This window comes from Lactococcus allomyrinae (assembly GCF_003627095.1).
Lineage (GTDB): Bacteria > Bacillota > Bacilli > Lactobacillales > Streptococcaceae > Lactococcus > Lactococcus allomyrinae.
Map to the genome: position 1 here is coordinate 1,248,844 of NZ_CP032627.1, position 13,580 is coordinate 1,262,423.

Genomic DNA, 13,580 nt, shown 5'->3' on the forward strand with positions numbered 1-13,580 from the left:
ATCATTTTTCCTCCAATCGTTTGTAGAGCTTGATAATTTCCTTGACAAGATTGTACTCTGTCTTTACAGTCATTACATGGTCTTGGGCATGACCAAATAATGAAGAATAAGGAATTTCAATCCCTTCTGCTTCTTTTTGTATGGTTGAGGTTTGAGCATGATGCGCCTCTATAAGCTCATCATTTGCTTGTTTCATGAGTTGATTTGCTTCGTCAAATTGCCCTTCTGCTGCTTTATTTGCAGCTTGAAAGATAAAATCACGTGCGTTCCCCGCATGGAGAATCGTACTCATTGAAACTATTGCTAACTCGTCACGATCTACGATTTCTTTTTCTTCCATCAGTCTTCTCCTTCAAACTGTTTTAGAGCAAATTGGACTAATCCTTTACCATCTAACGCTCCGTAGACACGCTGTGGGATAATGTTATATTTGACATGATTTGTTTCACAAAGTTCCTTGACTTCATCAATCATGTACTTTAAATGAGGAGCAACGAGAAGTAAATCAATGTCGGGTAAGGAAGCTTCAACCTCTGTTTCACTTTTTGCCTTAACTTCGATATCTGCACCGAGTTTCTTTGCCGCTTTACGTGCCGCTGCTGCCATAAATCCAGATGATGCACCTGCACCACAGGTCAATAATACTTGTTTTGTCATTTTGTTCTCCTAAGATATTTAATTAACTTAATTTGTTTTCTTATTGAAGCAATAGGTAGAAAGCTATTGTTTCGATGATTTTATTGTAGCAAAAGTTATTTTTTTCCTCTGCCAAATTTTTTTCCTGCTAAGCGGAAGTTTTTTTGAATGCGCTAACATCATCGATATGAGATTACTGAAGTTTTGAAAAATCGTAAACTATAATTAAGCTGTTACGGGGAACACCACAGGCTTCCATAACTGACTGATTCATCTCGTGATAATAGCTGTATCTCACATTTTTGTAGTTAAAATCTTAATATCTTTACTAAATTTTTTAGTGGAACTTGTCTAAAACATATTATTTAATTTAAAGGAGAAATATAATGACAGAAATAAATGATGCTACCACAGGTCCAACAATACGTGAAGTAGGTGATACTGCTATTAGTGCACATACGACAGTTAACATTGAGGGAATGACTTGCACACATTGTGCAAACACCGTTGCCCAAGCTATTTTTGATGTTCCCGGTATTATTGCTGTTAAAGTTTTTTTGGAAGAAGGGAAAGCAATGTTTGATACAAATGCTGAGGTATCATTAACTGATATTTCCTTTTCAGTCGAAAAAGCTGGTTACAAACTTGTATTATAAGGTTATTGAAATTTGTATCACTATTATTGATTGGATAAATAAATGAAAAAGCAGTCAAGAATCACCATCCTTTGACTGTTTTTATTGTATTAGTCAACCAAATATCCTACATTTATTTTTGGAGCTTCAGATTTTGATACTGTTTGGTTTATAAAAACTCCTTTTAGAATTAAAGTTTGGATAGACGCAAGGTGGTATACCTGCAATTATTAAATCTTCTAATACAGACTTAGAGATGAACTAGTATAAACAAACAGATAAATGGTGCGGCGCAGAAGATGAAGCGAAAAAATTAAAAGTTGAAACAGTGTTACATCACATTGATCATATCTTCGAAACTGTTGGTTCACCAAAAATAACTTATTATTGACTTGACATTTATATTATAAAATTATAATATAATAATATGACGAATTATAACGATATTGCAGAATTTTTTAAGCTTTTTTCAAATGAAGGACGTTTAAAAATTATCTCAACACTTGCTACGAGTGATGCGACTGTCAATGAAATTGTTGAAAAAAGCGGACTTTCTCAATCCCTTGTCAGTCAACAACTCAAGTTGCTCAAAACTGCTCGGATTTTAACAAGTGAAAAACGTGGAAAAACTGTAACATACAGTATTTATGACCGACACATTCTTCATCTGCTCAAGGATGTTTCAGAACATTTAGAGGAGCATTTAGATGAATAAAAAATTATTTTCTACAAAACATAAAAATCACCATCACACTTTGGATGCTTTGACTTCACAAAATGTCACAATTGTTTTTGTACTCAACTTTTTCTTTGCAATTTTGGAGTTTATTTTTGGATTTTTATTTAATTCGACTGCGATACTATCTGATGCTGTTCATGATACAGGAGATGCTGTTGCTATTGGTTTAGCTTGGTTTTTCCAAAAATTCTCTAAGCGCGGTGAAGACAATAAATTTTCCTTTGGTTATCAGCGTTTTAGCCTTTTAGGAGCCGTGCTTACAAGTGTTATTTTGATTACTGGTAGTTTTGTTGTGCTCTTTGAGTCTGTACCTAGATTATTAAATCCGCAACCTGTTCAAGCTTCTGGAATGCTTGGTTTAGCGATTTTTGCAATTGTTGCCAACGGATTCGGAGCGTGGCTTCTTGCACGCGGTTCTTCTCGTAATGAAAGCATTTTAAATCTCCATGCTTTGGAGGACGTATTGGGATGGCTTGGTGTTTTGATTGTTTCCATTACCCTCCATTTTGTGAATTGGTATTGGTTAGACCCACTTTTATCAATTGCTATTGCACTCTTTATTTTGAGTAAGGCACTGCCGAAATTCGTGGGAACTTTACGCATTTTGCTAGAGTCTGTGCCACTTGATGTTGATTATTCTGATTTACTTCTTGAATTGGAGAATCTTCCAGAAGTTCGTGCCATTACTCAGTTCATTATTTGGTCTATTGATGGTGAACAAAATGCTGCAATGATTCATATTTTGATTCCTCAAAATCAAGATTTTACTACGGCAAAAGTTGCTGTTAGGAAGCTTTTAGAGGCACATCATGTTTGTCAATCTGCAATTGAGCTTGATGAAACACAGATTGAACATGAGTGTCACTTGAAGTATGAAAAGTAAAAAACGACTTCTTACAGAGGTCGTTTTTTATTAAACTTACTGACAGAAATCTGTCAGTGCTTATCAACTTTTATCAGTTATTTAGCGGGTTTGTCCTGTCCCGTCAATCAAAAATTTTGTGCTTGTCAGTGCATCAAGTCCCATTGGCCCTCGTGCATGAAGTTTTTGTGTGGAAATGCCAATTTCTGCTCCTAATCCGAAAACAAAACCGTCAGTGAAACGCGTAGAAGCATTGACATAAACAGCTGCCGAATCAATCTCATCTTGGAACTTTTGAGCGTTGAAATAATCATGGGTTACAATTGCTTCTGAATGATGACTTGTATATTTATTGATATGCTCAATGGCTTCGTCAAGGTTATCAACGGTTTTGACAGATACCACATAATCTAGATATTCCGTCCGAAAATCTTCGTCAGTGGCTAACATAGCTTCTGTCAGTACTGACAGTGCTTTTTCATCAGCACGGAACTCAATTTTATGAACTTTGTCTATTTCTTTTTGTAATTCTGGTAAGAATTGGTCTACAATCTTTGCGTGAACAACGAGGCTTTCCGCAGCATTACAAACACTTGGGCGCTGTGTTTTTGCATTGATGATAATTTTTATTGCCATCTCGAAATCAGCTGATTCATCAACAAAAATCGTACAATTTCCAACGCCTGTTTCAATGACTGGAACGGTTGCTTTTGCTTTAACTGTATTAATTAATCTACTACTGCCCCGTGGGATAAGGACATCAAGATAAGCGGTTGCCTGCATCATTTTCTCAGCTTCTGCATGACTCGTATCGCTCAAAAGCTCTACTGCTGACTCCGGAAGATTACTACTTTTCAGATTTTCTTTGATAATTTTCACTAAAACCATATTTGAAAACAAAGCATCTGAACCTCCACGTAAAAGCACTGAATTTCCCGTCTTAAAACACAGAGAAAACGCATCAATAGTCACGTTTGGGCGACTCTCAAAAATCATTCCGACAGCACCTAAAGGTACTTTTTTCTGCACAATTTTTAACCCGTCAAGATTCGTAAAACCTTGCACAAGCTGTCCAATCGGGTCAGGCAAACCAGCAACTTGTCGCAAGCCTACCGCCATATCAGCAATTCGAGTTTCTGTCAACCGCAAGCGGTCAACCATAATGTTGGAAATTCCATGCAATTGAGCTTTTTCCAAATCTTTTTGATTCTCTGACAAGATTCTGTCAGTATTTTCAATGAGACTATCAGCCAATTTTATCAAAAAATTATTCTTATCAATCGTCTGAACTTTCGAAAGCGCTCGGCTTGCTATTTTTACTTTTTGTCCAAGTTCCTCAATCATTAATTTCCCTTCCTATTGACTAATATTGCTCAACTTTTAATACTGTTTAACTTTCAAACATAGCACTTCTTCGCTCCGCTGTCTATTCGTTCTAAACCACCAAAGCTGGCAAGACGAAATGGTAAGAGCAAAAGACAGCATATCTGCTGTTCATCTAACAATCTACTAAGTAGAATTGAAGGTGAACTAATACAAAAGTTGCTATACTACAATGGATAAATCCAGAACGTTGTTATATCTAGAGTTTTATTCTGACAGAATTATTTTCGATAAAAATAAGTGCCAATTTCTTTACCAGCAATGATTTCACGAATCTCACGGATTCTGGCACCATTTGTCAGCACCATTTCCTGCCTATTCTCAAATAAAATTTGTGCTGCAGACAACTTAGAAGTCATTCCGCCTGTACCAAAGCGACTCCCAGCTCCACCAGCCATTTCGCGCAACTCATCTGTGATTTCATGGATTTCTCTAAAAATCTGTGCATCATCATAGATTGTCGGATTTTTGTCATAAAGTCCATCAATATCAGACAGCATAATCAGCAAGTCAGCATCCACAAGCTTCGCAACGATTGCACCGAGTTTATCATTATCACCAAACTTTGTCTGATGGTCCATTTCATCCACCGCAATGGCGTCATTTTCATTGACAATCGGGATAATATTCATCGAAAGCAATGCTGAAAGCGCATTTTCTGCATTTTCCCGACTTGTTGGAAAATCAGTCACATCCCGTGTCAAAAGTAACTGAGAAACTTTCTGCGAGTAACGCCTAAACATCTGCGTATAAAGACTCATTAGCTCGACTTGACCAATTGATGCCAAAGCTTGCTGCGTTGCAATGTCGGCTGGTCGTTTATCCATTCCCAAAACATTTAATCCCACACCTACAGCACCTGATGTCACCAAAATCACTTCATAACCTTTATTATTCAAATCAGACAAAACAAAAGCAAGTTCATCAATATTTGATAAATTAATTTTTCCATTAGGTAAAATCAGCGAACTTGTTCCTATTTTTATCACAATTCGCCGAGATTTCAAAATATTTCTTCTCGTCATAATCTACAATTATACCAAATGAGGCGCAATTTTGCTGTAAAAAATCAATTTTTTCCTTGTAAAAGTTTCTGTCAGTGCTGACAAAAACTCCATCAGTACGGAATACACTTCCTACCTCTGTCAGCAAACCAATTCGCGAATCATCAATACTTATCAACGTTTATCAATACTGACAGAACGTTCCTCCAACATTTTTTTCACAAAATCAGGCATTTCGGAAGAAGCCAGTTTTTCATCAGTACTGGCAGCATTGTTGTCAGCACTCTTCTCAGCTACAGCATCCTCATAAGCAGATTGCTGTTGTTCATGCCCATCCAAGCGTTTCTCTCCAACAAGATTTTGAATAGCTGTGATGTCTTGAGAAACCTCTAAACATCCCAAATACTCACCTGTTTCCTCATCACGCATCGCAAAATATCGAATATAAACTTTTTTATTAAACCGATGCAAATCAATCCAAAACTCTGCTGAATCCCGAATTCCTGCATGAAAATCTTTCAAAATTTTATCCACAGCATCAAATGACTTTGGTGGATGACAATCAATTACCCGCCTACCTACAACAGATTTCGCACGTGGAAAAATCCGCTCACCACCAGAGAAAAACCGAACAATATCATCTTTATCCACAAAACTCAAATCTACAGGCAAAACGTTAAACAATGCAGTCAATTCATTAAGGCGCATAATCCCAGTTGGCAACACGACTACACCGTCACCCTGTGCCTTTTCCCAGTCATACTGCCGCTTAACACGTTTGGGTTTGACAACTTCAGCACCACCATCTGCCGCAATCGCCGCCGTCATCGCCTTCGCCGACTCAATCGCAGCAAGCCGCTCTGGTTCTCGTTCAGCTTCAAGCGCACGTGATTCACTTGAGGCTTTCCATTTCAAAGGTTCTGCGATAAATGAGTAACCAATCTCACCAGAATCTCGCTCAATCTGCTCCCAGTCATCCAAAGAAAAGACATCCAAACACATTGGAATCATGATCGCCTCTTCCTTAAAAATCATCTCTTCAATCTCAGTAATCACATCATCCAGCATCTCACGCAAAGCATTCAAAGCAACTCTATCTGTTTTAAGATAGACTAACAACTCTTTTACCATGTCGCGCACAGCATCATCCACACCCCACATCACCTTTGGTGGCGCTGTAATACCATATTTCTCCATGTAACTGAAAATCAATGTTTCTTTTCTCGTATAATGTTTGTCAATATTATACAAATCTTTGAGTGCAGCAACCAAGCGTTCTAGAAGTTGCCACTCTCCCTTTTCAATCTTTGCAAAAACCCAACGAATTTCATCATTAAGAAGTGATCCAATGACTTGATTCTCAAGTTTCAGCGTATATACAGGATGTCCAGGCGTATTTTCTTCTAAAGAGGATTTATGAATATCCTTGATTGAACCCTTAAAAACCGCTGCGTGAACATTACATAACTTTTGAATTTCTGATGGATTCAATCCTCCCTGAATCAAAGCTTTTTCTGCACCAGTAATCTCTGAAACATCCACACCATCAAACTCTTCATTAAAAATTTTCTTTGCTTCCTCAAAAGAACCCCTTCATGAAGCAAAGTTAAAATCTCAACAATTCTTTTTTGACGGTCAACCGTTGTTGACTTTTTCATATCTTTATTCATTTTTTATCTCCATTACAAATCATTTCAGGGCACGCACTTCGTGTGCCGTTCTGTGAACGGTCTACACTCGTTTCACCACAGGTATGCATAAAGCAGCAAAGCAAACGTTGTCCCTTGCTTACTCGTATTTTCGCTCCGCTATCCATCCACCGCAGGTATCCATTCGCTCTATCTCCACTTTACTCTGCTTCCGATTTCACTAAGCCACTAGGTGAAACAACTAGCATATCTGTTGCTACTCGTCAACGTCTATAAAATAGTAAGTTGCTACGTGCTTCACACGCCGTTCTACGAACGGTCTACGCAACCACTGTCCGTCTGCTTGCTAAAGTAGCAAGAGCAAAAGACAAAGCAACAAGGCAAAATGGTTCGCTATGGTACTAAAGTATCAAGTCAGAATGGTAAGAGCAAAAAGCAGTCTATCTGCAGTTCAATTATTAAATCTGCACTAGCGGATTACTAGTACAAAGTTGTTTAGATATTAACCAATGTAAGGAATATTTAGAAATTAAACGGTGTCAGAGCTTACAAATTCAAAACCATTTTCAGCAAAGACTCGCACAATCTCCTCCCAGTCAATATGTTTCATCTTAGCTCCCATAGGAATTGTTGCCATTCGTCCCGCTGTTTGTAGCATTCCTGGCATTTTAATTTCGTGAAATCCTAATTCGTCCATCAACTCCACAATTTCAGGATAGGCTGTCGCCAAATCATAAAGTTTCGCATCTATATTAAGTTGAATCATCTTCTTTTCTCCATCTCACACTGTTCTATTTCTATATCTTGGTCCATTGTAAAAATCAACAATCCTTTAATCACAGAAATGAAAGTTTTCGTCAATATAAACTACCACTTGTGATTAACACATCACGCAAGTCAAAGTTGCACATAAGAAAAATACCAGTTTTTTCATGACTTTGTTTGCTGTAAAAAGTTTTTGACACCTTATTTTAACAAAATATCTCTTATTTGAACAGAAAGAAAAAAACCTAGATTCCTCAAAATCCAAGCTTAATCTCATTTTTTAGGAGCTACGAGGTTCTACTCACAGAACCGTTGCCATTTATTTATACTTTCAGTGTTGCGAACTCAATTTATACCAAAAAACGTCACACCAATTTCCATCATTATCTTGACTTGCTTTCCTTCCAATTTTATACAAGTCAAATCCCAGTTTTCTCATCAACGCTCCTGATTTGTCGTTATCCAAAGTTTCCGCCACAATTTCATCAACTCCTAATTGTTCAAATGCACACTCAATCAATCGTGTAACCCCTTCATAAGCGTAACCTTTACGCCAATAATTATGATTTATCCACCATCCTATTTCAAAAACATTATCTTGTTCTGAAGAAAATGGCTTAAATAGCAGATAACCCAGCATTTTTCCATTCATTTTTTCTTCTACTGCGAAGGCTTTTCTCCCACTGATACAAAAGTTCTGCAAAAATTCCTCGGTTTGCTTTAAAGAATAGAGGGGTTCACAAAATCTCATCGTTTCTCTATCTCCAAAAATTTCTTGCAAATCTTCTAAATCGCTCTCTTTAAAATCACGTAAAATCAGACGCTCCGATTCAATTTCCATCGTATTCCCATTCTCCTAATACTTGTTTAACTTCTGAGATACTCCGCCGCGCCACATTGTCAACAGGCTAGGTGTTCATTCGCTCTATCTCCAGTTACGCTGTCCACTGAAGCACCTAGCTTTAAACTCTGGGGTAATCGCTGTGGTAACCTGATAAAGCAGCAAGGCAAAAGGGTTTGCTACGATATCCGTTTGCTTAACAAGCGCCAGTATAACCGCAGTTAATCTGACTAATCAACTAAAATTGTTTAGTGATTAGCCAGTATAAAGCACCAGCTGCACAATTGCTAAAGATACAATCCCAACAAGAACAATAATCAACAAATTTTTAGTCAAGATTGCTGCTATTACTGTTGGGATAGAGGCCCACAAATTATTCCAATCTACTGAGGGAAAATGTCCCAAATGTTGCACAAATAGATTGGATACCCATAGTGCAGACATAATCACAATCGGAACAAAGCTTAAATACTCGACTAAAAGCTTAGGTAAAGTCATTTTTTTTAGCAAAATAAAAGGAAGAACGCGCGAAAGCCAAGTCACAAGTCCACATCCTAAGATAGTTAATAAAGTAAATTCAAAAGAAGACACGTTTAACCCCCACTCCCACAGCACACGCAATCAAAGTCACAAATAGGACAAGCAAATTACTCGGAATAATCATCAAACCAAAATAGAATAAAACAAAAGTTATTCCAATCATTATTAATTGAAGGAGCTTTCCTAAACTTTTATCGCTAATGAGTTGCAAATATAAAAGACCGATAAACATCGCAATAACTGCAAATCCCAAGCCCAATTTTCTGGGTCTGTCAAGAGGTTTCCTAGTAACGCTCCAACAACAGTCGCCACATTCCAAACCATATAAGACAAGAGATTTGCTGCATTAAACCAAGGAAAACTAAGTTTTCCTCCTGTATAATTTTGCTTGTTCATCCCTAGTGCGAAGCTTTCATCTGTCAACAAAGTGCCCAGAAAAATATTTTTGAGCAAACTTTCTTTTTTAAAGTAAGAGGCAGTGGTCATGCTCATCAAAATCATACGTGAATTAACCAAAAATACACTCAAAATAATTGATAGAATAGGACTTTTATCAGCAAGTAGTGTAATCATGATAAACTGAGCTGAACCAGCATATACAATCAGCGACAACAAAAAAACAACCAATACGCTAAAATTAGCCGCATGCCCAATCATTCCAAACGCCAAACCAATTCCTATGTAACCAAAAACAGTTGGCAAAGTATCTCGCAATCCTTGTTTAAAAGTCAGTTCTGAATTCATAATCTCTCAAATTTCTAATACTATTTACTTCTAAACACAACTTACTTTACTGAAATCGTAGAGGCTGCATTTTATATTAATACGATAAATAATAAAAGTTTGTTTTTCTTGCCCTCATACTAAATAATGTCTTTAGCAAATAAGCAAATCCATCTTGAATCGCTCGAAAATAAAATAGTATGTCTGTCCATTATATAAAAAAACAGGAAATTTTTCCTGCTCTAATAGTATTCATCTAAGTTTTGCTATTGTTTTATTTCTAACGGAAACCTTTATTTGTACCAAGGATACAGATAGGAAAACAATACTTTTATCTTTCCACAGTCTTGATAAGTGTATCAAACAAAAGATATATTTTTCATGGATCATTCCGTATTGTGCTTTAGAGCCCTAAAATACGTGGACAGCTGACGTAACCTAAATCAAAGCAACTACTATTTTTTCTTTTTACCTTTTTTCATTTTCTTTTGGGCTCTTTTCATTGCTTGCTTCATGGCAAATTCAGTAGCTTTTCCTTTAAGACCTCCACCGAACATTGAAGACATATCTGGTGTTCCACTGCCTCCCATCATGCCTGATAAATCTCCTAATTGACTCATATCAGGCATTCCTGCAGGTAGCTTCCCATTTTTAGGAAGGTTAGGCATACTCGTACCGCCCATCATTTTTTGCATCATTGCATTCATATCACCATTCATGATACCTTGCATCATTTCTTTAGACTGATTGAACTGCTTGATAAATTTGTTTACTTCAATAAATGAATTTCCCGAACCTGTGGCGATGCGTCGTCTTCTAGCTGGTGATAAATCCACTTCAAGATGGCGTTCTGCTGGTGTCATTGACAAAACCATCGCACGTTTTCTTGCGATATCTTTAGGATCAACTTTGACTTTGTCAAGTCCAGGCATTTGCGACATTCCAGGAATCATCTTCATAATATCTTCCATTGGCCCCATGTTAGTCACTTGGTCAAGTTGTTCAACAAAATCTTCAAAATCAAAACGATTTTCTGCCATTTTTTCGGCAAGTTTTACAGATTGTTCCTCATCAAATTGTGCCTGCGCCTTTTCAATCAGCGTAAGCATATCACCCATACCAAGAATTCTTGAACTCATCCGATCTGGATAAAATGTTTCAAGATCTGTTAATTTTTCACCTGTCCCAGTGAATTTAATCGGTTTCCCTGTGATTTCTCGAATAGATAGCGCCGCACCACCACGCGTGTCACCATCAAGTTTTGTGATAATCACACCTGTGATATCTAGTTTTTCATCAAATGTTTTAGCAACCTGTGCTGCCACTTGTCCTGTCATTGCATCAACGACAAGTAAAATTTCTGTTGGTTGCGCAAGAGCCTTGATTTGGTGCAACTCATCCATAAGTCTATCATCAATTTCAAGGCGACCTGCTGTATCAATCAATACATAATCTTTGCGTTCTTCTCGCGCTTTTTCTAATCCATTTCTAACAATATTAACAGGATTTTCTGCTGTCCCTTCATCATAAACTGGAACATCAAGCTGAACACCTAAGGTCTTTAACTGGTCAATTGCTGCTGGTCTGTAAACGTCGGCAGCAATCATTAAAGGACGAGCATTTTGCTCCTCTTTGAGTTTTTTAGCAAGTTTTCCAGCAAACGTTGTTTTACCAGCCCCTTGTAGACCAACCATCATGATAATTGTAGGAATTTTGGGGGATTTGAGAAGTTCTGCTTCTCCCCCTCCAAGAATCGCTGTTAATTCTTCGTCTACAATTTTTATCACTTGTTGAGCGGGATTGAGTGCCTCTGAGACCTCCGTACCAATCGTACGTTCACGAATCGCTTTGATAAATTTTTTGACAACAGGAAGTGCAACGTCAGCTTCTAAAAGCGCTACACGTATCTCTTTGGTGATTTCCGCTATATCTGTTTCTGTAATTTTTTTCTTTCCACGTAAATTTTTAAAAACGTTCTGCAAACGTTCGGTCAAATTCTCAAATGCCATTTTCTATTCCAATCTCTTTTTTACATTGATTTGTTCATACTATGAAAATCACTTTAAAATCCGCCAATTGACGGATGAAATAAGCAAAGCTTGCACTAAAAGCACAGTTAGACAAAAGCAATATTTCTGAACAACTTTAGTGTTCTTATTATAACATTTCTTTTAAAAAAATTGAATACATCAATGGTCTGAGTGAATTTTTCATTTTTTAAATTTTTTAGGACTCGGTATAAGTTTACCAACTATAAAACCAAGCAATAAAGCCGGAATAATCATAAAATAATCAAATTTTTGCTGCCTCTGACCCGACTTTTCTGTTTGTTTGAGGTTTTGAGACTTTTTATCAATACTTGTTGACTCTTTAGTAGCAGTTTGCTTTGTTTTTGGTTGCTTTGGAAGTTCTGACGAGACGGTATGACTGAGCAATGCTGGACTTAATCCTTTGGAGCGCTTAGTCATCAGTGTTTTCTTTAGTTTTTCTACTGATTCGGATGGTGGTAAACTGGAGCGGAGTTCCAAAGTCTTGGAACTAACTGACAGCTTTTTTGGTGCTGAGTCTATTGTTGTCAGTAATTTATCATTGTCTGCAATTGATGGAATAATCTCCGCTTCAGAAACAACGTTGGAACTATCTATTGATGCATTGTCAGCATCATCTGGTAATATTATCGTATCATCAACACCTGGAGTATTAGGCAATGTCGTTGGGCTGTCAGTGCTGACAGTTGTTTTGCCATTTACATTTGGAGCATCAGATGATGATGTTTCATTGTCGAGCAAAACATCATCAGGCAGTGTTACTGGGCTGTCAGTGCTGACGGTTTCTTCATCATTACTTCCTTTCGTATTGCCTTCATTGTCCGTATTTTCTGAAATGGAATCACCAGTGGAGGCCATATCTTCCTCTAACCAACTTTTTTGGATTGTTCCATCACTACTGACAAAAATCGTTCTTACACCCGTCAGAGGTAAATCATCAAGCTGTCCAAACAGTGGACTGACTTTATTGAAAGTATCGTCCGCTAGAGTCACGCCAATCCCAAGTGTTAAAGATGACACAGGGCTCCCTGAAAATGCTTCTGAGTCAACAATTGTTCGTGCATCATCCGCAAATGTAATATTAGTTAGTTGATTACTTTGAAATGCTTTACTCATAATTTCTGTAACATTATTTCCAAATGAAACTTCTGTCAGCAAATTATTTGCAAAAGCTCGTGTTGCAATTTTAGATACTGATGACGGGAAAATAATGTTTGTCAGTGCATTGCCAGCAAAGGCATCTGTTTTAATGTTTTGAACATTGCTTCCCAATATTACACTGGTCAATGCTTTTTTATAATAATCTGGATAGCTTGTTGTTGTTTGGAAAGCACTCGTATTAATATCTGTAACATTATTTCCAATGATGACCGAATGCAAACCCATATTTGAAAAAGCATAAGCACCAATAGAGGTCACTCTATAGCTTAGTCCGTCAGTACTGACAGAATCTGGAATAATGACATCAGCACCAACAACTCCTGAAAATGTAGTGACTGTCGCCGTTTGACCGGTGTTATCTAAAGTGTAGGTTATTCCTTGACTGTCCGTATAAGTCTGTGTTACAGTTGCTGCTTGTACTGACAGCTCTGTCAGTGATTTCGGTATCTCTGAAACAATTGGACCCAAACTTACAGCAAGTAATCCTGTGATAATAATTACTTTTGAATATCTTAATTTATACATAAAAAACCTCCTAACTTTCTATACGAAAATTTGGAGGTTTTGTCACTCATAATATAAATAAAATTAATT

Annotated in this window: 12 protein-coding genes and 2 pseudogenes; 3 read left to right on the top strand and 11 right to left on the bottom strand. The window is 37.2% G+C overall.

Features of this window, described 5'->3' with window-relative positions; genetic code table 11:
• Position 1: 1 nt before the first annotated feature.
• The gene (locus tag D7I46_RS05865; protein WP_120772048.1) at positions 2 to 340 is read right to left on the bottom strand and encodes a PTS lactose/cellobiose transporter subunit IIA; all 339 of its coding nucleotides are present in this window, start codon (positions 338 to 340) and stop codon (positions 2 to 4) included.
• Positions 340 to 657, bottom strand: coding sequence for a PTS sugar transporter subunit IIB (locus tag D7I46_RS05870; RefSeq protein ID WP_120772049.1), 318 nt, complete (start codon positions 655 to 657; stop codon positions 340 to 342). The genes D7I46_RS05865 and D7I46_RS05870 overlap by 1 nt, the downstream gene beginning before the upstream one ends.
• Before the next feature lie 365 nt (positions 658 to 1,022).
• Between D7I46_RS05870 and D7I46_RS05875 the strand changes: the two genes are divergently transcribed.
• From D7I46_RS05875 to D7I46_RS05885, 3 genes are all read left to right on the top strand, one after another.
• Positions 1,023 to 1,292 (top strand): heavy-metal-associated domain-containing protein, encoded by a 270-nt coding sequence (locus D7I46_RS05875; protein ID WP_120772050.1) that lies wholly within the window; start codon positions 1,023 to 1,025, stop codon positions 1,290 to 1,292.
• A 406-nt stretch (positions 1,293 to 1,698) separates the two neighbouring features.
• Complete coding sequence (locus tag D7I46_RS05880; protein ID WP_120772051.1) at positions 1,699 to 1,986, top strand: ArsR/SmtB family transcription factor; 288 nt, start codon at positions 1,699 to 1,701, stop codon at positions 1,984 to 1,986.
• Entirely contained in the window at positions 1,979 to 2,893 is a 915-nt protein-coding gene (locus D7I46_RS05885; RefSeq protein WP_120772052.1) for a cation diffusion facilitator family transporter, read from the top strand. Before D7I46_RS05880 ends, D7I46_RS05885 begins: the two co-directional genes overlap by 8 nt.
• Before the next feature lie 81 nt (positions 2,894 to 2,974).
• On the opposite strand, the gene D7I46_RS05890 is transcribed toward D7I46_RS05885, so the two are convergent.
• The 9 genes and pseudogenes from D7I46_RS05890 to D7I46_RS05930 all read right to left on the bottom strand — a co-directional run bounded on the left by D7I46_RS05890 (position 2,975) and on the right by D7I46_RS05930 (position 13,511).
• Positions 2,975 to 4,216 (bottom strand): glutamate-5-semialdehyde dehydrogenase, encoded by a 1,242-nt coding sequence (locus D7I46_RS05890; protein ID WP_120772053.1) that lies wholly within the window; start codon positions 4,214 to 4,216, stop codon positions 2,975 to 2,977.
• A gap of 260 nt (positions 4,217 to 4,476) precedes the next feature.
• The gene (proB, locus tag D7I46_RS05895) at positions 4,477 to 5,280 is read right to left on the bottom strand and encodes a glutamate 5-kinase (protein ID WP_120772054.1); all 804 of its coding nucleotides are present in this window, start codon (positions 5,278 to 5,280) and stop codon (positions 4,477 to 4,479) included.
• Between the two features lie 153 nt (positions 5,281 to 5,433).
• Positions 5,434 to 6,929, bottom strand: a pseudogene (locus D7I46_RS05900) (DUF438 domain-containing protein).
• Between the two features lie 508 nt (positions 6,930 to 7,437).
• Positions 7,438 to 7,674: a DUF1858 domain-containing protein gene (locus D7I46_RS05905; protein WP_120772055.1), complete on the bottom strand. Its 237-nt coding sequence runs from the start codon at positions 7,672 to 7,674 to the stop codon at positions 7,438 to 7,440.
• 330 nt (positions 7,675 to 8,004) lie between these two features.
• Positions 8,005 to 8,514 (bottom strand): GNAT family N-acetyltransferase, encoded by a 510-nt coding sequence (locus tag D7I46_RS05910; protein WP_120772056.1) that lies wholly within the window; start codon positions 8,512 to 8,514, stop codon positions 8,005 to 8,007.
• Positions 8,515 to 8,769: 255 nt separating this feature from the next.
• Positions 8,770 to 9,105 carry an AzlD domain-containing protein gene (locus D7I46_RS05915; RefSeq protein WP_120772057.1) on the bottom strand — a complete coding sequence of 112 codons (336 nt, stop codon included), beginning with the start codon at positions 9,103 to 9,105 and terminating at the stop codon, positions 8,770 to 8,772.
• Positions 9,092 to 9,798: pseudogene (locus tag D7I46_RS05920) on the bottom strand (AzlC family ABC transporter permease). Before D7I46_RS05920 ends, D7I46_RS05915 begins: the two are co-directional and overlap by 14 nt.
• 434 nt (positions 9,799 to 10,232) lie before the next feature.
• Entirely contained in the window at positions 10,233 to 11,786 is a 1,554-nt protein-coding gene (ffh, locus tag D7I46_RS05925) for a signal recognition particle protein (RefSeq protein WP_120772058.1), read from the bottom strand.
• 201 nt (positions 11,787 to 11,987) lie between these two features.
• The gene (locus D7I46_RS05930) at positions 11,988 to 13,511 is read right to left on the bottom strand and encodes a leucine-rich repeat domain-containing protein (protein WP_120772059.1); all 1,524 of its coding nucleotides are present in this window, start codon (positions 13,509 to 13,511) and stop codon (positions 11,988 to 11,990) included.
• Positions 13,512 to 13,580: the final 69 nt, after the last annotated feature.